Annotated in this window: 24 protein-coding genes and 2 pseudogenes; 10 read left to right on the forward strand and 16 right to left on the reverse strand. The window is 62.7% G+C overall.

Annotated elements, in window-relative coordinates; genetic code table 11:
- Positions 1–11 precede the first annotated feature (11 nt).
- The 4 genes and pseudogenes from ACWV14_RS11465 (at position 12) to ACWV14_RS11480 (ending at position 5,367) form a co-directional block, all read left to right on the forward strand.
- Complete coding sequence (locus tag ACWV14_RS11465) at positions 12–398, forward strand: DUF305 domain-containing protein (protein ID WP_454909869.1); 387 nt, start codon at positions 12–14, stop codon at positions 396–398.
- Between the two features lie 171 nt (positions 399–569).
- Complete coding sequence (locus ACWV14_RS11470) at positions 570–2,528, forward strand: DUF4396 domain-containing protein (protein ID WP_454909868.1); 1,959 nt, start codon at positions 570–572, stop codon at positions 2,526–2,528.
- 100 nt (positions 2,529–2,628) lie between these two features.
- Positions 2,629–2,820, forward strand: coding sequence for a heavy-metal-associated domain-containing protein (locus ACWV14_RS11475; RefSeq protein ID WP_454909867.1), 192 nt, complete (start codon positions 2,629–2,631; stop codon positions 2,818–2,820).
- 110 nt (positions 2,821–2,930) lie between these two features.
- Positions 2,931–5,367: pseudogene (locus tag ACWV14_RS11480) on the forward strand (heavy metal translocating P-type ATPase).
- 427 nt (positions 5,368–5,794) lie between these two features.
- Here ACWV14_RS11480 and ACWV14_RS11485 read toward each other — a convergent pair.
- The 16 genes and pseudogenes from ACWV14_RS11485 to ACWV14_RS11560 form a co-directional block, all read right to left on the reverse strand.
- Positions 5,795–7,030, reverse strand: coding sequence for an MFS transporter (locus tag ACWV14_RS11485; RefSeq protein WP_454912745.1), 1,236 nt, complete (start codon positions 7,028–7,030; stop codon positions 5,795–5,797).
- Between the two features lie 91 nt (positions 7,031–7,121).
- Positions 7,122–7,568: a hypothetical protein gene (locus ACWV14_RS11490; protein WP_454912746.1), complete on the reverse strand. Its 447-nt coding sequence runs from the start codon at positions 7,566–7,568 to the stop codon at positions 7,122–7,124.
- 44 nt (positions 7,569–7,612) lie between these two features.
- On the reverse strand, positions 7,613–8,107 hold the full coding sequence (locus ACWV14_RS11495; protein WP_454909469.1) for a TPM domain-containing protein: 495 nt from the start codon (positions 8,105–8,107) through the stop codon (positions 7,613–7,615).
- A 2-nt stretch (positions 8,108–8,109) separates the two neighbouring features.
- Positions 8,110–8,982 (reverse strand): TPM domain-containing protein, encoded by an 873-nt coding sequence (locus ACWV14_RS11500; protein WP_454909470.1) that lies wholly within the window; start codon positions 8,980–8,982, stop codon positions 8,110–8,112.
- Complete coding sequence (locus tag ACWV14_RS11505; protein WP_454909471.1) at positions 8,979–9,611, reverse strand: LemA family protein; 633 nt, start codon at positions 9,609–9,611, stop codon at positions 8,979–8,981. The genes ACWV14_RS11500 and ACWV14_RS11505 overlap by 4 nt, the downstream gene beginning before the upstream one ends.
- On the reverse strand, positions 9,608–10,303 hold the full coding sequence (locus ACWV14_RS11510; RefSeq protein ID WP_454909472.1) for a DUF6629 family protein: 696 nt from the start codon (positions 10,301–10,303) through the stop codon (positions 9,608–9,610). The genes ACWV14_RS11505 and ACWV14_RS11510 overlap by 4 nt, the downstream gene beginning before the upstream one ends.
- Positions 10,304–10,386: 83 nt before the next feature.
- Positions 10,387–12,873, reverse strand: a complete 2,487-nt coding sequence (locus tag ACWV14_RS11515) for a heavy metal translocating P-type ATPase (protein WP_454909473.1) — start codon at positions 12,871–12,873, stop codon at positions 10,387–10,389.
- Between the two features lie 23 nt (positions 12,874–12,896).
- Positions 12,897–13,766 carry a polyphosphate kinase 2 gene (ppk2, locus tag ACWV14_RS11520; RefSeq protein WP_454909474.1) on the reverse strand — a complete coding sequence of 290 codons (870 nt, stop codon included), beginning with the start codon at positions 13,764–13,766 and terminating at the stop codon, positions 12,897–12,899.
- Positions 13,763–14,005, reverse strand: coding sequence for a heavy-metal-associated domain-containing protein (locus ACWV14_RS11525; RefSeq protein ID WP_454909475.1), 243 nt, complete (start codon positions 14,003–14,005; stop codon positions 13,763–13,765). The genes ppk2 and ACWV14_RS11525 overlap by 4 nt, the downstream gene beginning before the upstream one ends.
- Before the next feature lie 25 nt (positions 14,006–14,030).
- Positions 14,031–14,693 (reverse strand): methyltransferase family protein, encoded by a 663-nt coding sequence (locus ACWV14_RS11530; RefSeq protein ID WP_454909476.1) that lies wholly within the window; start codon positions 14,691–14,693, stop codon positions 14,031–14,033.
- On the reverse strand, positions 14,690–14,986 hold the full coding sequence (locus ACWV14_RS11535; RefSeq protein ID WP_454906582.1) for a DUF2933 domain-containing protein: 297 nt from the start codon (positions 14,984–14,986) through the stop codon (positions 14,690–14,692). The genes ACWV14_RS11530 and ACWV14_RS11535 overlap by 4 nt, the downstream gene beginning before the upstream one ends.
- Positions 14,987–15,012: 26 nt before the next feature.
- The gene (locus ACWV14_RS11540) at positions 15,013–15,285 is read right to left on the reverse strand and encodes a DUF5676 family membrane protein (RefSeq protein WP_454909477.1); all 273 of its coding nucleotides are present in this window, start codon (positions 15,283–15,285) and stop codon (positions 15,013–15,015) included.
- 13 nt (positions 15,286–15,298) lie between these two features.
- A complete protein-coding gene (locus tag ACWV14_RS11545) occupies positions 15,299–15,781 on the reverse strand; it encodes a hypothetical protein (protein WP_454909478.1) in 483 nt (160 codons plus the stop codon).
- Between the two features lie 115 nt (positions 15,782–15,896).
- Complete coding sequence (locus tag ACWV14_RS11550) at positions 15,897–16,343, reverse strand: hypothetical protein (RefSeq protein WP_454909479.1); 447 nt, start codon at positions 16,341–16,343, stop codon at positions 15,897–15,899.
- Positions 16,344–16,631: 288 nt separating this feature from the next.
- A pseudogene (locus ACWV14_RS11555) lies at positions 16,632–16,864 on the reverse strand (IS630-like element ISCARN39 family transposase); the annotation flags it as partial.
- A 448-nt stretch (positions 16,865–17,312) separates the two neighbouring features.
- Complete coding sequence (locus tag ACWV14_RS11560; protein ID WP_454909480.1) at positions 17,313–18,251, reverse strand: LysR substrate-binding domain-containing protein; 939 nt, start codon at positions 18,249–18,251, stop codon at positions 17,313–17,315.
- 96 nt (positions 18,252–18,347) lie between these two features.
- Between ACWV14_RS11560 and ACWV14_RS11565 the strand changes: the two genes are divergently transcribed.
- Genes ACWV14_RS11565 through ACWV14_RS11590 form a run of 6 tightly spaced genes read left to right on the forward strand, consistent with a single transcriptional unit; the run spans position 18,348 to position 23,180 of the window.
- A complete protein-coding gene (locus tag ACWV14_RS11565; protein WP_454909481.1) occupies positions 18,348–18,800 on the forward strand; it encodes a hypothetical protein in 453 nt (150 codons plus the stop codon).
- A 33-nt stretch (positions 18,801–18,833) separates the two neighbouring features.
- Positions 18,834–20,003, forward strand: a complete 1,170-nt coding sequence (locus ACWV14_RS11570; protein ID WP_454909482.1) for a trans-sulfuration enzyme family protein — start codon at positions 18,834–18,836, stop codon at positions 20,001–20,003.
- A gap of 22 nt (positions 20,004–20,025) precedes the next feature.
- Positions 20,026–20,952, forward strand: a complete 927-nt coding sequence (locus ACWV14_RS11575; RefSeq protein WP_454909483.1) for a transporter substrate-binding domain-containing protein — start codon at positions 20,026–20,028, stop codon at positions 20,950–20,952.
- A 57-nt stretch (positions 20,953–21,009) separates the two neighbouring features.
- Positions 21,010–21,747: an amino acid ABC transporter permease gene (locus tag ACWV14_RS11580; RefSeq protein WP_454909484.1), complete on the forward strand. Its 738-nt coding sequence runs from the start codon at positions 21,010–21,012 to the stop codon at positions 21,745–21,747.
- Entirely contained in the window at positions 21,747–22,436 is a 690-nt protein-coding gene (locus ACWV14_RS11585) for an amino acid ABC transporter permease (protein ID WP_454909485.1), read from the forward strand. Before ACWV14_RS11580 ends, ACWV14_RS11585 begins: the two co-directional genes overlap by 1 nt.
- A 9-nt stretch (positions 22,437–22,445) precedes the next feature.
- Positions 22,446–23,180, forward strand: a complete 735-nt coding sequence (locus ACWV14_RS11590; protein ID WP_454909486.1) for an amino acid ABC transporter ATP-binding protein — start codon at positions 22,446–22,448, stop codon at positions 23,178–23,180.
- Positions 23,181–23,203 lie beyond the last annotated feature (23 nt).

A 23,203-nucleotide genomic window follows, 5' to 3' on the forward strand; every position in this document is an offset into this window, starting at 1 on the left:
CAAGGAAAACCATGACCTCCCTGTATTTCAAGACCTTGGCGAGCGCCTCTGCGCTCGCGGCCTTTGCGCTGACTGCGACGGCGCAAACTCAACCCTCCACTTCACCGGCGCCAATGGTCATGTCTTCCGCGCAAATGCAAAAGGGCAGCGGATCGGACGAGATGATGAAGTCCATGATGAGCGGCATGGACGGCATGCAGAAGATGAAGATGTCGGGCGACACCGACAAGGACTTCGCGATGCTGATGAAGATGCATCACCAGCAAGCGCTCGAGATGGCCAAGCCAGAGATCGCGCACGGAAAATCGCCGGAGCTCAAAGCGATGGCACGCAAGATCATCAAGGATCAAACCAAGGAAATCGCGCAACTGGATGCGTGGATGAAAAAGAACCCCTGAGCGGTAAGGCGGTGCCCTCGCGCAGGGGCACGCTCGCATCAATTTTCAGGGCTCGCCCGGTTCGCATGGCGGAAGGTGACCGGCGGCAGCATCGTGCGGGCCTGAACCCAAACTCCGGGGATCCCCATGTTCGTTCAACCCATCGACTACTTCCTGGCCGTCTGGTTCGTTTTGGCCGCGCTGTCGACGGCCTACGTGGCTTGGGACCAGTTGAGGAACAACCCCGAGCCTGTGGTGATGAAGTGGGGGTTCATCCTCGTCACCCTGTATTTGGGGCCCGTGGGTCTGCTGCTGTACGTGATGGCAGACAAGGAGCCAGCCCCAGGAGAGCATGAGGAGTTCGTCAAGCCGCTTTGGAAACAGGGTGTGGGCTCGACGATCCACTGCGTTGCGGGCGATGCGACCGGGATCATTCTCGCGGCTGTCGTGACCGCGGTGCTGGGCCTTCCGATGTGGATCGACCTCATCGTGGAGTACGTCGCGGGTTTCGCGTTCGGCCTCTTCATCTTTCAGTCGCTCTTCATGAAGAACATGATGGGCGGCACCTATTGGGAGAACGTCAAGAAGTCGTTCATGCCCGAATTCATCAGCATGAACGCGATGATGGCGGGCATGGCCCCGGTGATGGCACTGCTGATGATGGGCCGCGACATGCGAGCGATGGATCCCACCGAGCTCATCTTCTGGGGCGTGATGTCGCTGGGTGTGGCCGTCGGATTTGCGGTGGCCTATCCAGTGAACGTCTGGATGGTGTCCAGGAAGCTGAAACACGGGCTGATGACCGAACGCCGACCCGAGAAAAAAGCAGAGGCACAATCCGGCGCGAGCGCGGCGTCCGACCACGCACAAGTCCATGCGCATGGCCAAGCCTCTGTCGCAGTTGCCGCTTCCTCAGTCCAGCACAGCGCTCAGGGCGGACACGCCGATCAGGGCCACGCGGCGCATGCGGGCCACGAAAAGAGCGCTCAACCCGTGCAAGACAAATCGCACGACAAATCAGACCATGCGAGTCACGGCATGCGGCCGAACGTGACCCGGCCGCAATTGGCGGCTGTGACGATGACCACGACGCTCATGCTTTTGGCCGGCATGACGATGCCCGCGATGTTCGTGAACATGCGCCTGTCGAACAAGGATGTGCGCGGCGCCATCATGCCGCCGTCCATGATCATGGGGTGGGACACACCGGGCGATGCGATGCGCGACATGTCGGCCATCCACCCGCGCCAGGTCGCGCACATCGCCGGGGCCCAAGCCCGCGGCGATGTGGACCTGGTCCCCACGCTGGACAACGGTGTCAAGGTCTTCAACCTCGAGACCAGCGTTATCCGGTGGAACATCCTGCCGGATGTGACGGTCGAGGGCTATGCATTCAACGCGACGATCCCGGGCCCGAGGATTCGCGTCATCGAAGGCGATCGGGTGCGCATCAAGGTGACGAACCGGCTGCCCGAAAGCACCACCGTGCATTGGCATGGGCTGATTCTTCCCAACGAGATGGACGGGCCAGCCAAGATCACGCAGAAGCCGATTCCCCCGGGCGGCTCCTACACCTATGAGTTCACGACCGAGCAGGCGGGAACGTTTTTCTATCACTCGCACGACCATGTGGACCGTCAACAGGCCTTCGGCTTGTACGGCGCACTGATCATCGACCCCAAGAATGCCGAACAGGCGCCGAAGACGGACCATGAGTACGTGCTGCAGTTGCAGGAATGGCTCAAGCGCGAAGGCCTGACGTACCCGGCAATGCTGATGGAAGGCGGCTTGCCAAACTACTTCACCATCAATGGCAAGGCCTTTCCCGCCACCGACACCGTGAAGATGAAGGTTGGCGAGACCATCAAGCTACGTTTCGTTGGAAGCAACAACAACTTTGTACACCCCATGCACGTGCATGGCGGCCCGTTCACCGTCGTCGCAAGGGACGGCTACGTCCTGCCGGAATCGGCGCGCTTCCAGGCCGACACCGTCAATGTCGGACCGGGCCAGCGCTACGACGTGATCTGGAAGGCACTCCGGCCTGGCAAGTGGCTGGTCCACTGCCACATACCGCATCACACGACCAACAACAACGTCGAGCAGGACGGAGGCGGTGGCCTGATGATGGTCCTGGAGGTGGAAACCTGAATGCAAGGAACCACACTGTTTGGGGATTGGGCGGCGACCGCTTGACCTTCACATGATGTCAAGCCTGACACTGGAATCACTTTCAAACAAGGAGTCCCTCATGCAAGAGTTCATCATCCAGTCGATGTCCTGTGGCGGCTGCGCGAGCCGGATCGCCCAGGCTGTCAAGAATCTGGACGCTCAGGCGAAGATCGAGGTCGACCTGCCGACCAAGACTGTTCGCGTCGACAGCAGCGAGGACCGCGCGTCCGTGACTGCGGCCCTGACGGAAGCGGGCTACCCGCCGAATTGATCCGCCACGCATGGGACACCGGCCTCAATCGGCTGATGTCTCGTGCAGGCCAATGTGGACTGGACGCGCCGAGGGCGCGCATCCGGCCAATTTTTCGTTGGAGAACTCAAATGAACCCTACGCCTTCCAACCTGCATGAACACCACAAGGGGCATCATGGCGCGCACCCGACCACCGCTGGAGAACCTTCACATGAGACCGATGCGGTTCTGAAGGATCCCGTTTGCGGGATGACGGTGACCGCGCAGTCCCCGCATGTCTTGCAGCACGAAGGCGAGCCGGTCTACTTCTGCAGTGCGGGTTGCAAGGCCAAGTTCGAGGCCGACCCGGCAAAGTACGCGAAGCGCAGCGCACCGCGGACAGCTCCGCTCGTTCTTGCGCCTGCGGAACCCACGCAACCCGTCCCCGCAGGCGCGATCTACACCTGCCCCATGCACCCGGAGATCCGACAGGATCACCCGGGCAATTGCCCCAAGTGCGGCATGACGCTGGAACCCGAGATGCCGACGCTTGACGAGGGTGAAGACCCCGAGCTGAAAGACTTCAAGCGACGCTTCATCTGGACGTTGCCGCTCACCGTCATCGTCACGCTGCTTGCGATGGCCGGCCACCGACTGCAGTGGTTCGAGATGGGCACGCAGAGCTGGATCGAACTCGTGCTCAGCGTGCCAATCGTGTTGTGGGCCGGTTGGCCATTCTTCGAGCGTGCGGTGAAATCCGTCGCGAATCGCAGCCCGAACATGTGGACCCTGATCGGTCTTGGAACCGCCGCAGCCTTTGTCTACAGCGTCGTGGCCACGGTGGCGCCCGGCGTGTTTCCCGCATCGTTCGTGTCGATGGGACGTGTGGCGGTCTACTTCGAAGCGGCCGCGGTGATCATTTCGCTCACCTTGCTGGGCCAGATCCTCGAGCTCAAGGCACGTTCGCAAACCTCCGCGGCCATCAAGTCGCTGCTGGGTCTCGCGCCCAAGACAGCCCGCCGGATCGGCGCCGATGGCACCGAGGAAGACGTACCCATCAGCCACGTGCACGTCGGAGACAAGCTGCGCGTCAGGCCAGGGGAGAAAGTGCCCGTGGACGGCGTGGTGATCGAAGGCGGCAGCGCGGTAGACGAGTCGATGCTCACCGGCGAACCGCTGCCTGTGACCAAGCGCGTTGGCGACAAGCTCATCGGCGCGACGCTGAACACCAACGGCGCACTGGTCATGCAGTCGGAAAAAGTCGGCTCCCAGACCGTGCTCGCCAGCATCGTGCAGATGGTCGTGCAGGCTCAGCGCTCCAGGGCGCCGATGCAGCGAATGGCCGATCAGGTCGCCGGCTACTTCGTCATGACCGTCATCGGCATCGCGGTGCTGACGTTCTTCGCCTGGGGACTGTTTGGACCGCAGCCAAGCTGGGTCTACGGTCTGATCAACGCGGTGGCCGTGCTCATCATCGCCTGCCCCTGCGCGCTCGGTCTGGCGACGCCGATGTCGATCATGGTGGCCACAGGCAAGGCGGCGACGCAAGGCGTGCTGTTCCGCGATGCCGCCGCAATCGAGAATTTCCGCAAGGTGGACACCCTGATCGTCGACAAGACGGGGACATTGACAGAAGGCCGGCCCCCAGTTCGAACGCGCGGTGCCTTCGCCGGGCTTCACCGAGGACGAGGTGCTGCGCCTCGCGGCTAGCCTGGACCAGGGCAGCGAACACCCCCTGGCCGATGCCATCGTGCGGGCAGCGCGCGAGCGCAACCTGACGCTGGACACGCCCGACGGTTTCGAATCAAGCAGCGGCATCGGCGTGAGCGGCGCCGTGGGCGGCAGGAAGCTGGCGCTCGGCAACACGGCGCTCATGGAACAGTTGCGCGTGCGGGTCGACGACCTCAAGCCGCAGGCCGAGACGATGCGGGCTGAGGGCGCCAGCGTCATGTTCCTGGCGGTGGAAGGCCAGCCTGCCGGCTTGCTTGCAGTCTCGGACCCGATCAAGGCCACCTCAATGGAGGCGCTGTCTGCGCTCAAGGCCTCGGGCATGCGGGTCATCATGGCGACCGGCGACGGGCTGACCACGGCCCGGGCCGTCGCGGTTAGGTTGGGCATCGATGAGGTCCATGGAGAAGTCAAACCCGCCGACAAGCTCGCGCTGGTGGACAAGCTGCAGCGCGAAGGCCGCATCGTCGCGATGGCGGGTGACGGCATCAACGACGCCCCCGCGCTCGCCAAGGCCGACGTCGGCGTGGCGATGGGGACCGGCACGGACGTCGCGATGAACAGCGCCCAGGTGACGCTGGTCAAGGGCGATCTGCGAGGCATTGCGCAGGCGCGTGTCATCTCCGAGCAGACTATTGCCAACATGAAGCAGAACCTCGGCTTCGCCTTCCTCTACAACGCCCTCGGCGTGCCGTTGGCCGCGGGCGTGTTGTTCCCGTTCACGGGCTGGCTGCTGTCACCGATGATCGCGGCGTTGGCGATGAGCCTGAGTTCTGCGTCCGTCATCACCAATGCCTTACGCTTGAGAAGAGGCCGTGACGCGGGCGCCGGAGCGAAGTCTGCGGTGGTCACCGAATAGCTCAGCAAGCACCACCGGTTTCCGCTCGCTGGAGCATTGCGTAGCCACGACATCACCATATCGCTGCCTGCTTCCAGCAGGCCGTGATGCTCGACTGACGGCGTTGACCGTCGCTCAGCTGGTTGTGGGCAGTGCATTGAACTGAAGAACCGATGAGGCTGGGCTGGCTTCACAGCGCAGGATACGCATCGCAGCCAGATCGCCGCGCACATCGTGGCACTGGCTACAACAGGTTGAGTTGGCAAGTCGATGCCCACCAACATCAGGCGTCCAGCGCGCATCCGCTTGCGCAGGGCCTCGTCCATCTTGGCGATGTAACCAATCTCCGATCAAGCACTTGATCGGATAGCGCGTGAGCGCGCTTCAGGTTGTCATGGATGCGGCATACGGAAATAAGTTAAAGCTGGTCATTGCTCCGACGGTAGCCTCAAGGGGCAGACGAACCCGCGGCCGTTGCACCGCCCCTGGCATCTGTCAGTTTCCTGGCAGCGATTTCGCGGATTCGGGTCGGACCCCACCAGACCAGCGACAGCACAGCCCCGAGCATGAGAATGGCAGCAGCTGCCCAGAACGGTGCCATCGGCGCTAGCGTGAACAATGAGCCCGCGCCCATCGAGCCGAGCGCTTGGCCAAGATTGCCCGCGGCGGCCTGGCGCCCGAGAAGCGCGCCCGCTGCGCCCGCCTTGCGCTCCAGCAACTCGTACGACAGCACCGGCCCGACCATTCCGGCACCGGTGGCCACCACGGCGATCATTAGCCCCAGCGAGCCCGCACCAGGCACCAGTGAGATGAACGTCAGGGCGAGCGCCGAGCCGGCGAACGCGGCGGCCACCCAGCGCTGATCGACACGGCGACGCACTGACGACAGCAGCAGCATTGACTGCGCTGCCAGCATCGCCAAGCTGCAGGTGATGAACATCGCAGCCATCGTCGCTGTGGTCAGGCCAAGCGTCTGACTGCCGAACAGGTTGAAGCCCACCTCAAAGGTTCCGACCGCGAACGAGGCCAGTGCCGCAAGCAGCATCGATGCGTGCACGAAGTGCCGGCGCGGAGCGTCCTCAGCCTCGTCCCCTTCCACAGCCTGCGTTGCGACGATGTCGTGATTTCGACCGAGGCACAACCGAGTCAACAGCAGTAGCGGTACACCGGCCACAGCGACGGCTAATGCGGGCCAGTTCAGCATGCCTCCCATTTCACCAACAACGGTTCCCATCACCGGACCGGCCAGCCAGGTGCCGAACGCCGGCCCAGCGAGGAACCCGATGAAGGACGCGCTCCCCAGCAGCACGAAGCGGCGGCTGCGATCGACTGTCGTGCTGCTGTCGGCAATATAGGCTTGCGCTGTCGGAACGATCGCGGCGGCACCGGCGCCGGCCAGCAAACGCGCGGCGTAGACGAAGCCCAGGCTCGGGGCCAGCGCGGTGGCGGTGCTACCGACCAGGAACGTGGCGAAGCCGATTAGCAGCACCCCCACGCGTCCGCGCCGATCCGAGAGTCGACCCCAGAGCGGCGCGAACAGGAATAAGGCGAACAGGTAGACGCCGCCCAGCATGCCGACATGCCAGGCCACCGTGGACGCCGGCACAGCATCGAGGTAGCGCGACAGATAGAGCCGAATCAGCGGTAGTCCCGCACCGTAACCTAGCGACACGATGAAAACCATGGCGCCCAGCAACGCCAGCGCGCCTCTTCTCATGGGCTCGGCGGCAGTAGCGCTCGACTCGACTTGGCCGGCAGTGTCAGTCACGATGTCGCTATCGCCTCGCGATATGGAACACCAAGCCCGCGAGCCAGGCCAGCGCAGGAACGAGCAACAGCCATCTGGAATCAGAGTGGAGATCGAAGTTGATTGCACTCATGAGTGCCACCGTCAGCGCCCCGGTCAATGCGATGACCCATGACGTGCCCCTCAATCCTGACGGCATGGCAGCCCAGGCCACGAACACCGTGAACACACCCGCGCCTGCGATGAATCCACCCATGACCGCAAACACCCGCTGCAGCCATCCCTCCAGGCCAGGCAGCGCAGACCGAACTTGAGCCAGCGAGCTGCCCATGAAGCGCGTGTCTTCCGGCAACAAGGGCGGTCGCAGAAAGATGAAGTAGAGCCCTAGCGCCACAAGCCAGAGGCCGCAACCCGTCAGCATCCAGGTCGCGGCGTAGCGGGGTGAGATGCGCGCACTCATGGTGGTCGCGGCCAAGGGAATGTCGTCAACGACACTGCGCTGGCTTCGATCCGTGCTTTTCACAGTACCACCGGCTTGTCCGGCAGCTCGTTCCCGCGATCGTCGGCAGGAAAGTGGCGTACGAGGTGCCGCATCACAGCCTGCACGCCGCCGACCACGCCAGCTTCATAGTTCGATTGCTTGAACGCCGTTTCCATTTGATTGCAAACCTTGCGCCATTCTTCGGAGCCGACCTTGGCATGGATGCCGCGGTCCGCCACGATTTCAACTGCGCGATCCGCGAGCAACAGATAGATCAGCAAGCCATTGTTGTGCTCGGTGTCCCAGATGCGCAACTGCGCAAAGAGTTCGAGGGCTCGCTCCCGGGGTGATTGCCCCTTGAACAGCGGCATGCCATCCAATGCGCCCTCGACCACGAAGCGTATTTCCCCAGCATGCGCGGTCTCGCTGGCCTTGATCGCCTTCTCAATCGCGTTCAATGCGCTGCGGGGAAAGCACCGAGTGACCTGACCACGTGTGGTCAGCAAGTGCTTCAGGATGCGTTGGGTTCTCATGATCACCACCTCCCCGACGCACCGCCGCCACCAAAGCCACCACCGCCACCGCTGAATCCACCGACACCGCCGCCGCCTCGACCGCCTCCACCGTAGTAGCCGCCCAAACCGCCCATACCGTGCCCGCGCATCCCGCCACCGAGCAAGGTGACGAACAGCGCGATTACCCCCGCGCCCAGAGCCATCGACACTGCACCAACGACGAACCAGGCAATCAGGGCAACTACACCGCCCGTGACCAGGGAACCTGGAATTTTGCCGAGCACGGAGCGCAGCACGCCGCCCACGGCGAGGGCGAGAATGAAGAGCACGGGCGCGTACTGTTGAGCACTGCCGATACTCCTGGAGGGTGCATTGCTCGGGTCAGGAAAGGGCTCACCGTCGATGACAGTGATCATCTGCCCAACGCCGGCCGTGATACCCCCGTAAAAGTCTTGCACCTTGAATCGCGGCAGGATGGTCTCGCTGATGATGCGTTTGCTGGTGAGATCGTTGAGCGCTCCCTCCAGGCCGTATCCCACTTCGATGCGGACGGTGCGATCGCCTTTCGCGACGACCAGGATGGCGCCGTCATCGACCTTCTTGCGGCCAAGCTTCCACTTCTCCGCGACCCGCAGGGCGAATTGCTCGACATCCTCTGGCGCCGTTGAAGTGACCATCAGCACTGAGAGTTGGCTTCCTTTTCTGACTTCGAATGCCGTCAACGTTTGCTCCAGGGTGGCCTTCTGCTCTGCAGTCAGCGTTCCAGTCTGGTCTGTGACTCGCCCTGTGAGCGGAGGGACCGGTACTTGCGCCGCGACTAAAGCGGACCAACCGAGCGCGCACGCCAGAAGCAGTGCTCTGCCAATGTCGCGCACTGTCCGGCCTGTGGTCACTTGGACACCCCAGACGCGGTGCCGGCAGGCTTAGCCGGTGTCGTATCGAACCCAACGCTCGGCGGCTTGGAGATTTCCTTTTCGTTCTCGGTCGCGAAGTTGGCTTTTTCCTTGTAGCCCATCACCTTGGCTGTGAGATTGGACGGGAAGGAACGTACCGTCACGTTGTACGCCTGCACTGACGCTATGTAGCGGTTGCGGGCAACCGTGATGCGGTTCTCGGTGCCCTCCAGTTGCGCAGAAAGGGCACGAAAGCCTTCGTTCGCACGCAGGTTGGGGTAGTTCTCCGAGACGGCCATCAGCCTGGACAGCGCACCGGTCAGTTCGCCTTGGGCGGCCTGGAATTTTTGGAACGCCGCGGGATCGTTGACCAACTCCGGTGTGGCTTGGATGGACGTGGCTTTGGAGCGTGCCTCGATCACTTTTGTCAACGTGTCTTGCTCGAATTTCGCTTCACCTTTGACAGTGGCAACAAGGTTGGGCACCAGGTCCGCGCGCCGCTGGTACTGGTTGACGACCTCGGACCAACTCGCTTTGACTTGCTCATCGGTCGTCTGAAATGTGTTGTAGCCGCAGCCGGTGAGGGTCAACGCTGCGGTTACGGTCAGGGCTGTCAATAGTTTTCTCATGATGTCTTCTCCAAAGTGTCAGATTGACCGGGGACTCCACGCATCTGTTGCGAGCCACCGCGTTCGGTGGGTCGCCATACAAAGTGGAGGTAGATGACGGTGCTCAGCAGGGCTGCGAAGAAGCACCACACCGAGATGAACCACGTTGCATAGAAGTAGTAAGCCGCGCCGAACGACAGGAGCGCCAGAGCGCCGAAGACCTGAACCCTTCGAAGCGTGGACAGCAACGGGCTCACCGTGGTCGAGATCAGGTACAGCGTCATCACCGCAGCCGCAAAGAAGTGCGGCGAGTCGTACTCGACGTGCTGGTCGGTCGGTCGCGATACCACCGGGAACGCCACGAGGATGTAGAGCAGGTAGCCGCCCACCGCGGCGCCCGCGACCACCAGCGCGCTCAGTGTGCGCTGGCGCCCACCGGGCGGCTCGATCATCAACACGGCCACCGGCAGGTAGACCGGCCACAGCACGTGCGAGAAGAACGAATACGCATGCGTCATGACGGTGTTCAGCACCGGCGCGTCAGCGCTGAAGGTCAGCCAGATCACGCCCTCGATCAGTTGCTGGATCGCGAACATCAGCGGGATTGCGGCAAACGGCCATTCGCGAGGCCGGCGCGCCGACGCAAGCGTGAGCGCTCCGACCCCGAGCAGCAAGACACCCGCAGAGAAACTGGCCGTGGCGGAGTAGCACATTCAGTTCACCTTGTCGTGATGGTGCGTCATGAGCGGCCGCGTGGCCGCGAGTAATGCGCTGCCCACAGGATGTGTCGACTGGCTCATGTGGCCACGCTCGTTGGAGCGTTCGCATCGACCGGCGGCGCAGCCGGCGATCGCGCTCTCTTGATGCCATCGAGCCGGGTGCGTTTGAGCATCAGCGCGTTGATGGCCACGACCGCCGAACTGCCCGACATCGACAGCGCCGCGATTTCCGGCGACAGCGTGAACGGATAGAACACGCCGGCGGCCAAGGGGAACGCGATCACGTTGTAGCCGACCGCCCACCACAAGTTCTGATGCATCTTGCGCAGCGTGGCGCGTGACAGCTCGATCGCGCCGACGACGTCGTAAGGGTCGCTTTTCATGAGCACGACCTGGGCGCTCTCCATGGCCACGTCAGTGCCAGCGCCGATCGCGAATCCCACATCGGCCTGCGTCAGCGCCGGGGCATCGTTGATGCCATCGCCGACCATACCGACCTTGTTGCCCTGGTCCTGCAATTCCTTGATCTTGGCGGCCTTCTGGCCGGGGAGCACTTCGGCCAGTACGATGTCGATGCCCAATTCCCTGCCGATGCGCTCGGCAGTTGCCTGGTTATCGCCGGTCAGCATCGCCACCTTGACACCGCGTTCCTGCAGCTTGGCAATCGTCGCTTTCGACGTGGGGCGCACTGCGTCCGCGATGGCGATAAGGCCGATCAGCTTGCCGGCACGGGCCACATGGACGACGGTCCTGCCGCCGCCCTCAAGTCGCGTCGCCTGCGCTGCCAAGGTATCGAGGTTCACCTGTTCGGACTGCATCAGCTTGCGGTTGCCCAGCAGGATGGTTTCGGCGCCGACGGTCGCACGGGCACCTTGTCCATCGACGTTGCTGAAATTTGATGCGACCTCGGCCGGGGCGCTGCCCGCACGCTTCAGCACGGCCTGAGCCAGCGGATGTTCAGAGAACTTCTCGACACCGGCCGCAACGGCCAGCAGTTGGGTTTCAGTGACATCCGGTGCCGTGACGATCTCGACCACATCGGGCCGTCCGAGCGTGAGCGTGCCGGTCTTGTCGAAGACGATGACGGTCAGCTTCGTAGCGTTCTCCAGCGCTGCAGCGTTCTTGAACAAGATGCCGTTCATCGCCCCCAGGCCAGTGCCGACCATGATGGCCATTGGCGTGGCCAGTCCGAGCGCGTCGGGGCAGGCGATGACGAACACGGTGATGGTCAGCGTCAGCGCGAACAGCAAGGGCTGGCCCATGACCCAGAACCACACGCCGAACGTGAGCAGGCCAACGGCGATGGCGGCCAGCACCAGCCACTGCGCCGCTTGGTCGGCGAGCAACTGGCCCGGCGCCTTGGAGTTCTGAGCCTCCTGGACCAGCTTCACGATCTGCGCCAGCGCCGTGTCGGCGCCGACCTTGGTGGCTTTATAGCGAAAGCTGCCGCTCTTGTTGATGGTGGCGCCGATGACGGCGTTGCCGACGACCTTCTTCACCGGCATCGACTCGCCGGTCAACATGGACTCATCAACCTGCGAGCTGCCCTCCAGGACCTCGCCGTCGACCGGGATCTTGTCGCCCGGCTTGATGACGACGGTGTCACCGGGGCGGACTTGCGACGTTGGAATCTTCGTCTCGACCCCGGCGCGTACGACTGTGGCCATCGGTGGCGCCAGGTCCATCAAGGCGCGGATCGCGTCCGAAGCGCCAGCACGTGCCCGCATTTCCAGCCAGTGGCCCAGCAGGATGAACACCAACAGCACGGCAGACGCTTCGTAGAACACTTCGCCGTCATAGAAGAAGGTGGCGCCCACGCTGAACACGTAGCCGGTGCCGACCGAGAGCACGATCAGCGTCGCCATGTTGGCGATCTTGTTGCGGGCCGCCCGCCACGCGGCCACCAGGAACGGCCACACCGGATAGGCGATGGCGCCAGTGGCCACGATGAACAGAAAGAGCTTGCGCTCCAATCCGAAGGGCGTCGGGAAGTCCCCGAACATTCGACCCATTGGCGAGTACAGGAAGACGGGGATGGCGAACACCAGCGCCACCAGGAAGCGGTTGCGCATGTCGTGCGCCATGTCCTCCGTCGACATGCCCGCAGCATGACCCATGTCATGCATCATGTCGGCTTTGTCCTTGGCAGACGAACCGCTGTGCTCTTGGTGCGAGCCGTGATCTCCAGGGGCGGCGCGGGCGTTCTTCGCCGGTGTGGTCGCCCCTTTCATCTCTTTATCTTTTCCTGCAACGTGCTCACCTGCGGTACTGTGCGCCCGATGGTCGGGGTGGCCGGCGTGAACACCTGCAAACGACTTGTGACTCGCCGGGTCGCAGACGTGTGCGGGCACGAGTTCACCCCTGCAGTGATAACCACAGTCGGTCACGCGCTGCTGGATGATTTCGAGGGTCGCCAGTGACTCGTCGTACTGCACCGTCGCGCTGCCGGCGACATAGTTCACGTCGGCGTGATGCACGCCCGGCAGTGTCGAGAGCTGCCGTTCGACACCCGCCGCGCTCAGGGTCGAGACCAGTTCGCCGACTTCGATGGTGATTGTTTTCATACGAGTTCCTTGAAGCGCAAGGCTCAACGGGCGAGTCGCTGGGCGGCGATGCAGTCCGGCGTGAACTCAAACGCCACGTCCGGGTCGGGCTGCACGAGCTTGGCTTTCTTGCCGGCGTAGTGCAGCCGCGACAGAATGTCGCGCATCAGGTTCAGGCGCGCGAGACGCTTGTCGTCGGCCCGCACGATGTGCCACGGTGCGACGGCGGTGTGCGTTCGCAGCAGCATCGTGTCGCGTGCTTCGGAATACGCCTTCCAGTGCTTGATGGCCACCGCATCGATCGGGCTGCTCTTCCACTGCTTGAGCGGATCGCGTTTGCGCTCAGCCAGACGTCGCGATTGCTCGTCTTTGCTGACATCGAGGTAATACTTCAACAGCTTGATGCCCGAGTTGACGAGCATCTCCTCGAACTTCGGCACCGAGGCCATAAACTCCTCATGCTCGTCCTTCGAACAGAAGCCCATCACATGCTCGACGCCGGCGCGGTTGTACCAACTCCGATTGAAGAGTACGAATTCTTCGGCGATCGGGAGCTGGGCGACATAGCGCTGAAAGTACCAGGCACGGCGCTCGCGGTCGGATGGCTTGCCCAGGGCGACGACCCGCGTTTCGCGCGGACTCAGGTACTCGACGACGCGCTTGATGCCGCCGTCCTTCCCTGCGGCGTCGCGCCCTTCGACGACCACCAGAATCTTGTCGCCGCAACCGATGAAGTGCCGCTGCAGTTTGACCAGCTCGACCTGAAGCAGATGCAACTGGGCTTCGTAGTCCTCGCGCGAGATCGACAGCGTCGCCGATTCTGTCCTGGGCGTTCGCCCACCCGAGGCACCGCCGACGGCGGTAGCTTCCGCTTCTCGCACCTCGTCGCGGTGCTTGTGCTTTCTTTTGCTCATTGAGTGGCCTGCTCGCCGTGCGTTGCCGGCCGCGCCTTGGCGGGGTAGCCCAGACGGCTAATTGCCGATTCGATCTGGGTGGGCGTGACGCGCGTGGGATCGACCACCACCGTGGCGATGCCGGGACTCAAAGTGACCTTGGCGCGACTGATACCGTCGATTTTGCTGAGCGCACGTTGGATACTGCCGGTGCAGCCTCCACAGGACATGCCGCTGACATCAAAGCTGAGGGTTTGCATGTGAGTTCTCCTTAGGTGACAGGGTTCAGCTCTTCAGGCCTGCGCCGACGTTCGATTTCTGCCAGCCAAGAAAGAAGTGAGGCGTGCGAGCTGCGTAGACATCGAAGTCGGCGCCGAACTGCTTTCGCATTTCCGCTTCTTCCGTCACCGCAAGCCGCCCGTACATGACGAGCAGGATCGGGAACATCAACAGCGTGAGCAGCGTTGGCCACTGGAGCAGAAAGCCCAGCAGAATGAGGACGAAAGCCACGTACTGCGGATGACGGATGCGTGCATAGGGGCCAGAGGTGGCCAGTAAATTGCGACGCTGTGCGTGATACAGGACATTCCATGCGCTGGACAGCAGGTAGAAGCCGAAGGCCAGGAGCACATAGCTCGCGATGTGCAGCGGACCGAAGTGTGGGTCCCCTTTTTCACCCAGCAGCGTTGACCACAAGTGGCCGCTCTTGTGCGACATCAGGTCGAGACTCGGATACTTCGTCTGTAGCCAGCCGGACATCAAGTAGATGCTCAGCGGAAAGCCATACATCTCGACGAAGAGCGCGACGATAAAGGCGGCGAAGGCCCCGAAAGTTCGCCAGTCCCGAGCGGTCTGCGGCTTGAAGAAGCTGAACGCGAACATCAGGAAGATGGCCGAGTTGAAGACGACCAGCGCCCATAGTCCGTAGGCCGGCGCATCGTGATTCATGGTCGGTCTCCCGCGGGTGGCAGCCGTGCTTCTGCCGGCGGGTTGGAGGTGGGCTCGCCACCGTGGTGGTGTGCGTGACCACCGCCGTTACCCCCATGGCCGCGGTGCATGAAGACATGCACCAGCGGACACGACAGCAGAAGCAGGAGCGGCAAGGCGCCGAGAAAGTGGGCGCGGTGTTCGCTCAGCAGGAAGTACGTCGCGATGGCGCCCATGATGACCAAGCCGACGGCATAGCGAGAGCGCCAGAACGGCGGGGGTTCGGCGTCGTGGTGGGAAAGTTCGTGATTCATTCGTTGCTCCAGAAGGCGGGTGTGGGTCACACCGCCAGTCGATTGCGCAGCCAGGCGAAGAACGTCCCCGCGATCAGCGCCCAGCTGCTCATCAGCAGCAGCGCGACGAGAAACCCTGACCACGCGAACGGCCGCGGCTGCACCATGCCGCTGAAGTCCATGCCGTGGAACAGGTTGTTCATGAAGCCGAGGAACGGGCCAGGCGCCAGCACCCACACCAGGGTGCACAGGGCGTAGAACACACCGACGGTGCCAGCCAAGGCGATCCCGGTGCTGAAAGGGCGGGCGACGGGTGTCATGTCGGCGCTCCCGTTACTTCGCCGACGCCGCGGGCAGACGATCCATCATCATCTGCATCGTCGCCTGCATCATTTCCATGCGCGCTTCCATCGTCTGATGGCGCGCAGCCATGTCGCCCTTCGTGCCGCCCATGCCACCCATCCCGCCGGAGGACATGCCGTTCATCATGGTCATGCCATCCTGCATGATCTTCATGTGCTCGGGTGTCAGTGCATCTCGCTCCGCGGGGGTCTTCGCGGCCATCATCTTGTCGTGCATTTCGAGCATGGCCTTCATCTGGGATTCCATGCGGGCCTTGCCGGACATTGCCTTGGTGGCGGGCACCGAAGCAGTCGCTGCCGGGTGATGGTCCTGATGCGGGTCCGCATCGGCGGCCCAGACTGGCGCCCCCATGGTGGAAATAGCAAGAGCGAGCGAAAGCAAATGAGCGAATTTCATTGGGGACTCCTTGTGCGGATGGCCGAGTTGGAAAGCCGGGCAGTCGCCGCCAGGCATCGGTGGATCACCTGGCGTCGTGATCGGCCGCCCCACCTTGGAGCGGAGCCGAAACGAAGGCATCGACCCGGACCGCAGAGCACGGCGCTCTGGGTCAGTCATCATCAGACGACGGCTACAACGTCAGACGCGAATAGCGCAGTCTGAGAGGCGGTCCCACCACGCGGATCTGCAGATCATCTAGGCGACTTGGCGCCGAGGCGATGGGGGTCACTGCATTCCACGCGAACACAACGAAGGGCGCCAGACCTGGATCGGTCGGATCGACGCCAGCCTGCAGTTTGATCTGTGCGTTCAAACCATCGTCGCAAGCTTTCAAGCACGATTCCTTCGACGCGTTCGCGTCGTCGTCATGGTCAACGGCGATGGAATCACCTGACAGTGCCTCATTGGAATGAGCGTGATGAGCGCCCGAAGAGTAGCTCGCACCGGTATGGGCGTGTTTGCCAGGCGCCTCAAGTAGGCAGGCATTCACCATTCCAGAAGCCAGAGCAAACACCCACACCAGCATCGCCATGAATATGGTGTTGCGCTTGGTGCGATGATTTGAAAAGGGCTTCATACTCGTACGATTTACGTGCAATTCATGCTATGCGGACACCACCAGAAGACCTTGATCTGCATCAAATGCAGCGCAGAACGAAAGGCGATGCGCGCACCCAATGCGCGATGCCCGCACGACATGCTTGAACGGTAAAGGAAGCCATGTGGCAGCTTGGCCTTGCCGTGACGCATGCGTCTGTGCGTTGGCGTACGCAAAGTGTTCTCGCGTTTCATCGCCCCATTGCCATGCTTCCGACCCTATTGAGCTTTACGCAATACATGACATCACCACAACTCTGCCTTGCTTCTAGCAAGAGGTGATGATCGACTGGCGGCATTGACCGCAGCGCAGCTTGTTGCGCGCAGTGGCCCTGAGCTCGGCCGAGGAGAAGTTCGCCAGCGCATGTCTCTTGAGCCAGGCCCACTGGTATTCGGCGGGTTGAGGTACGGTGAATAGCCGTGCAGCAACGCCATCTGAATGCCGCTTCTGTGCTGGGCAGCACTGTCCCAGGCGATGAGCAGCTTTTGCTTGAGCTGCGCATGCGATGGCCTTACGTGTCACTGCTGCGATGTCTCAGTTGACTCTATTTCTGCAGTTGTCGATCTCGACGGGAGATCAGTGCTCGAACCTCCGAGCCGTACTTCCCCTGAATGAGGGCATGCTGAGTAGCGCGCCGCTCGTGCGCCGCCGTTTCGTAAGGCGTCATTGGTTGACGCGCGCGTCAACCATCGCGCGAAGGTAGCCGCGCCATCGAAACGCCGCCTTCGTGGCCCGAGCGCACGCGTCGTGAAACGGTGCTGGTCCGTCAACGCCCTTTCATCTTTGGTCCGCTTGAAGATGGCATCGACGATTCGGACCCCTCCATACTTCTCGGTCGGATGGCTGTAGTTGGCGCCGACAACAATGTCAGAGAGCGTCATGGCGCCACAGAATTTTTTGAAAGGCGCGGCGCTGTGGGGGCGCTGGAAGTGCCATTGAGGCTGGTGATCAGCCTTTGGCGCGGGGTTTGAGAAGGTTTGCAAGGGCCTTCTGGTCTTCGTCCAGCTGGATGCGCATGAGCTGAAGCACTCGCGAGGCAAGGCCCGACAGCGGCTGTCCCGGAGGCAGCACCAGCACGCCCGCGAAGGAGACCTCCAGGGACAGTGGACGGATGACCAGGCCGCGCTGGGCGTATTCCATGGCAGTGACCGGATTGACAAAGCCGATGCCCATGCCGCTCAGGGCCATTTCGCACACGCTCGCCGCGTAGGGCGTCTCGACCAGCACGCTCAACCCGACGTTGCAGTCCGCCAAGGCCCGCTCCAGGCGCCGCCGCGACGCATCCTCGGGGTTGAGCGCGAGGAATGGCTCTTCCGCGAGTTGATGCGGCTGGATGGCCTTGGCCTTGGTCAGTCGGTGCTTCGCATGCATCACCACGACACCTGGGAAGCGCGCGAACTCGGAATGCTCCAGGCCCGTCGTCGGCATCTCGTCGGCCATCAATCCGAAGTCGACCTGACGCCCCAGAACAGCTTCATGGACCTCTCGCGAACTGAGCACCTGCAGCGAGATCTGGGGCCGGGCTTCGGAGTCCCGGCGCTCGGCCACCAGCCGCGACAGGACCCGCGGGACGAAGGTCAGGCCGAAGGCCGGATAGACCGCCATGCGCAGCGTGTTCACCCCGAAGCGTTTCAAGCTGCGCATGCGGTGCTCGATGCTGCTCAGACCCACGAAGACACGCTCGACCTCGACCAGCAAGGCTTGCGCTTCGGGCGTTGGCTGCAGGCGGCCCCGCAGCCGACGAAACAGCGGGAAGCCAGCCGCTTCCTCGAGCCGGCGCAACGACTGGCTGATGGCGGGCTGCGTCACGCCCAGAAGCGCAGCCGCCTTGCTCGCGGAGCCCACGGACATCACGGAACGGAACACCTCGATCTCTCGGAGCAACATATAACAACCGCTTATGGACAAAGAATTTCGAGCGCGATTCAGATTATCCCCGTCGTCCTAAAGTTGGCGTCTTCAGCCACCTTCCGGAGAAGCGACATGAAACTTCAAACAGTTCTTGCAGTGACCGTCCTGGCATGTGCCGCACCTGCGTGGGCGCACGATTTTTCCGGCGACATCGCCAAGTTCCAGACCATCGCCGCCACCAAGAAGCCGGACAGCCAGCAAGCGCTTGCAGCGAAGCTCGCACTGGAGCGCGCGCAGGGCGAGATGGAGCAGTCGGATGTGAAGATGGTGTTGCGCATCCGCTCGATGACCAACGCGGGCCTGCGCGCCATCGGCGAACAACCGGCCTTTCTCACCAGCGAGTACAAGCGCCTGGAAGCGGCACTGGCCAACCCCAAGACCAACGACCCGGCCAAGATCGCCACGGCCAAGGAAACCTTCGCCCGCCTGTCGGTGGAGATGAAGGTCTACACCGATCTCGAGAACATGGCCGTCGACCAGATGAAGCAAGCGTTGCAGCTCATCGAATCCGCACCCGCCAATTGATCGCACTTCCAACGAACAGCTCCGTCTTCCATCGTGAACTCTCTCATCCCCAATCTCGACACCTCTCCTCGGGGCGCATTCGCCAGCCTGGTCCCGCCGGTGTGGCGTGCCTCCACCGTCGTCTTCGATTCACTCGACGATTTCGTCAACCGCCGCACCCGCCTGCCGGATGGCTTCAGCTACGGCACGACGGGCACGCCGACGCAGCGCGCCCTGGAGACGCGCATCGCCGAACTGGACGGCGCCGCACATTGTGTTGTCTTCCCTTCAGGGCAGGCAGCGATCTGCAGCGCGCTCCTGGCGTTGCTCAAGAAGGGTGATCACCTGCTGATGACCGATGCCGCCTACGGCCTGGCCAAGTCCTTCGCCGTGGAGCGGCTGCAGGCGCTCGGCATTGAGGTCGAGTTCTATCCGCCTCGCATTGGCGCGGAGATCGAACGGCTCGTGCGTCCCAACACGCGCCTCATCTGGCTGGAGTCTCCCGGCACGGTGACGATGGAAGTGGAAGACGTGCCGGCGATCACTGCCGTGGCGCGCACACGCGGTGTACTTACGGCCATCGACAACACCTGGGCCAGCCCACTGGGCTTCGCGGCTTTAGCACATGACGTCGACCTGTGCATTCACGCCTGCACCAAGTACATGGGTGGTCATTCGGATGTGTTGATGGGCAGCATCGCGACCAATGACGAAGGCCTGTACAAGTCCTTGCGCGGCCTGCAGTCGCAGATGGGACTGGCCGTGAGCCCTGAGGACTGCTTTCTGGTTGCCCGAGGTCTCGACACGATGCAGGTGCGCATGGAGCGTCAGGCCACCAGCGCACAGTTGATCGCCGAGCGACTCGCAGCGCACCCCCTGGTGCGCCGGATGCTCTTTCCCGCGCTTCCCGGCGCGCCAGACCATGCGCTCTGGGCGTGTGACTTCAAGCAGTCCGGCTGCGTGATGTCGCTGCAGCTGCTCGACGGCCCCTACGACGCCTACCGGGCACTGTTCGGGCAACTGAAGCTGTTCTCGATCGGCGCGAGCTGGGGCGGCGTGCGCAGCATCGCGGCTTTCTACCCAGCGGAAGAGCTGGCCAAACGCAATTTCTGCGACGTCCAAGGTCCTGTCATTCGTCTGTCTATCGGCCTGGATGATCCCCAAGCGTTGCTTGACGAACTGCTGGGCGCCTTGAGCGCCTGCGAAACGAGTTTCAACCTCTGATCCATGCCACCTGGAGCCCGCGATGACTCTCAAGCCGACCATTCACACTGCGTTGATTCGCTCCCTTCTCGCCGTAGCCGGCCTCGCGCTGTGCACCGGTGTTGCCGCGCAAACCGCGCCTTCGCTGGAGGGCACGCTCAAGAAGATCAAGGACACCGGGACGATCACGGTGGCCACGCGCGGCGCTTCCATCCCGTTCAATTACCTGGACGACAACAACAAGCAGGCGGGCTTTGCCTGGGAGATTGCGCAGCGCGTGGTCGACCAGGTGAAGAAGGACCTCAAGCTCGCGAAGCTGGAGGTCAAGACCCTGGAAGTCACGCCGCAGACGCGCATTCCGCTGGTGGCCAACCAGACCGTCGACCTGGAGTGCAGTTCGACCACGAACAACGCGGAGCGACAGAACCAGGTGTCGTTCTCGACGACCTTCTTCGTCGTGGGCGCGCGGCTGCTGGTGCGCAAGAACTCCGGCATCAAGCACTGGTCCGACTTGGTCGGCAAGAACGTCGTGGTCAGCGCGGGCACCACGGCGGAGCGCATGCTGCGGCAGCTCAACGAGAAGAACAAGTGGGGCATCCAGATCATCCTGGCCAAGGACATCAACGAGAACTTCCTGACCGTGGAGACGGGGCGCGCGGTGGCCGCGACGCAGGACGACATCATTCTCTTCAGCAACATTGCCCGCGCCAGGAACCCGGCGGACTGGGAAGTGGTCGGCGTGCCGCAGCAGAAGGAAGCCTATGGCTGCATGCTGCGCAAGGGCGACGTGGCTTTCAAGAAGCTGGTCGACGGCGTGATCACCGGGATGATGCGTTCCGGCGAGTTCGCCTCGCTGTACGAGAAGTACTTCCTCAAGCCCATTGCCGTAAAGGGCAACGTGACGGTCAACTTCCCGATGTCGCCTGACATGCAAGAGCTCCTGCGTCATCCGAACGACCAGCCGCTGTAAGGCGACGACATCACACGTTCGACGACTGTCTCACGAACCGTCTAAGTAGTTTTCTCGATGCACTACAACTGGGATTGGCTGATCTTCTTCAAACCATCGGTCACAGGCGAGGGCCTGTACGGCTTGATGCTGCTGCGCGGATTGCTGTGGACAGTGGCGCTGTCATTGCTGGCCTGGACACTGGCCCTGGGCCTCGGCCTGATCGCCGGCGTTGCACGGACCCTGCCCAATCGGGCCGCGCGCTACCTGTCCACGGTGTACATCCACTGTTTTCGCAACACACCGCTGCTCGTGCAACTGTTTCTCTGGTACTTCGTCGTGCCGGAACTGTTACCCCTCGAATGGGGCAATGCGCTTAAGCAGATGAACCCGACCACGAACCAGTTCCTGACCGTGCTGGTCGGTCTCACCCTGTACACGGCTGCGAAGGCGGCCGAACAGGTGCGCGCGGGCATCGAGTCGGTGCCGCGAAGCCAGAAGCAGGCGGCCATGGCACTCGGCCTGGGGGCCGCGGCGGCCTATCGGCACGTGATCCTGCCGCAGGCCCTGCGCATCGTCATCCCGCCGCTGACGTCGGACTTCCTGAACGTGTTCAAGAACTCAGCCGTCGCGCTCACGATCGGGCTCATGGAGTTGACCGGGCAGACGCGCCAGCTCAGTGAATTCAGTGCCCATCCGTTCGAGGCCTTCATTGCGGCGACGCTCATCTACATGGTGATCACTTACGGCGTGATCGTGCTGATGCGCCATATCGAGCGCCGGGCACGGGTGCCCGGATTGCTGGGAACCGCGTGATGGGCTACGACTTCGACTGGGTATCCCTGCAGCGCGCCTGGCCCTACCTGCTGCAGGGCCTGCAGATGACTGCCTTCCTTGTAGTGGTCGCCATGGCGGCCGGTATCGGTCTTGGAACCCTGCTGGCGATCACCCGCATCTTTGCGCCACGGCCGGTAGCGGCCCTGGTGGCAGGGTATGTGAACCTGTTCCGCTCGATCCCGCTGATCCTCACGATCCTGTGGATCTATTTCCTGATGCCGGTGGTGCTCAGGACCGTGACAGGGGATCCGAACCTCAGCGTCGGACCGATCTATGCCGCGCTCGTGGCGTTCGTGCTCGCGGAATCCGCCTACTACTGCGAGATCATCCGCGCCGGCATCGGCAGCGTGCGCGCAGGCCAGATGCAGGCAGCCCAGTCCTTGGGGATGTCGCCATGGCAGGCCATGCGGCACGTGATCCTGCCGCAGGCGTTTCGCAACATGACGCCCTCGCTCATCAACCAGACCATCGCCCTTCTCAAGGACACCTCGCTGGTCTACGTGATCAGCCTGAACGACTTCCTCGGCGCCGCCAGCAAGGTGGGGCAACGCGACGGGCGCGTGGTCGAGGTCTACATCCTGGTCGCCGTCGTCTACCTGGTGCTGTGCACGGCAGGCGCCTGGTGGGTCACATGGCTGCAGCGACGCAAGGCCGCAGCGGCGATCTGAATGAACGCAATGATCGAAATCAACGACGTCTCCAAGTGGTATGGCCAGTTCGCGGTGCTCACGGATTGCAGCACCCATGTTCGCGAGGGTGAGGTGGTCGTGGTCTGCGGCCCTTCCGGCTCCGGCAAGTCCACGCTCATCAAGACGGTCAACGCCCTGGAGCCCATTCAACGGGGCAGCATCACGGTCAATGGCATCCAGGTCTGCGATCCCAAGACCGACCTGCCGAAGCTGCGCTCCCGGGTCGGCATGGTGTTCCAGCACTTCGAGCTCTTCCCACACCTGAGCGTGATGGAGAACCTCGTACTGGCGCAAGTTCAGGTGCTCAAACGCTCGCGTGCAGAAGCGGTCGAACGCGGGCTGCGCATGCTCGATCGCGTGGGCTTGTCGATCCACAAGGACAAGTTCCCGGGCCAGCTCTCTGGTGGCCAGCAACAGCGCGTCGCGATCGCGCGGGCGCTGTCGATGGACCCGATCGTCATGCTGTTCGACGAACCGACCTCGGCGCTCGACCCGGAGATGGTGGGCGAGGTGCTCGACGTCATGGTGAAGCTCGCACGCGAAGGCATGACGATGATGGTGGTGACCCACGAGATGGGGTTTGCTCGGCAGGTCAGCGATCGGGTGATCTTCATGGATCAAGGGCGCATCGTCGAGGACTGCTCGAGCGATGAGTTCTTCGGGCGTCCCGAGAGCAGGGCAGCGCGCGCACAAGACTTCCTCTCCAAGGTCCTCGCGCACTGAGGGTCGACGAACCATCGACCCCA

The organism is Variovorax durovernensis, from assembly GCF_977011995.1.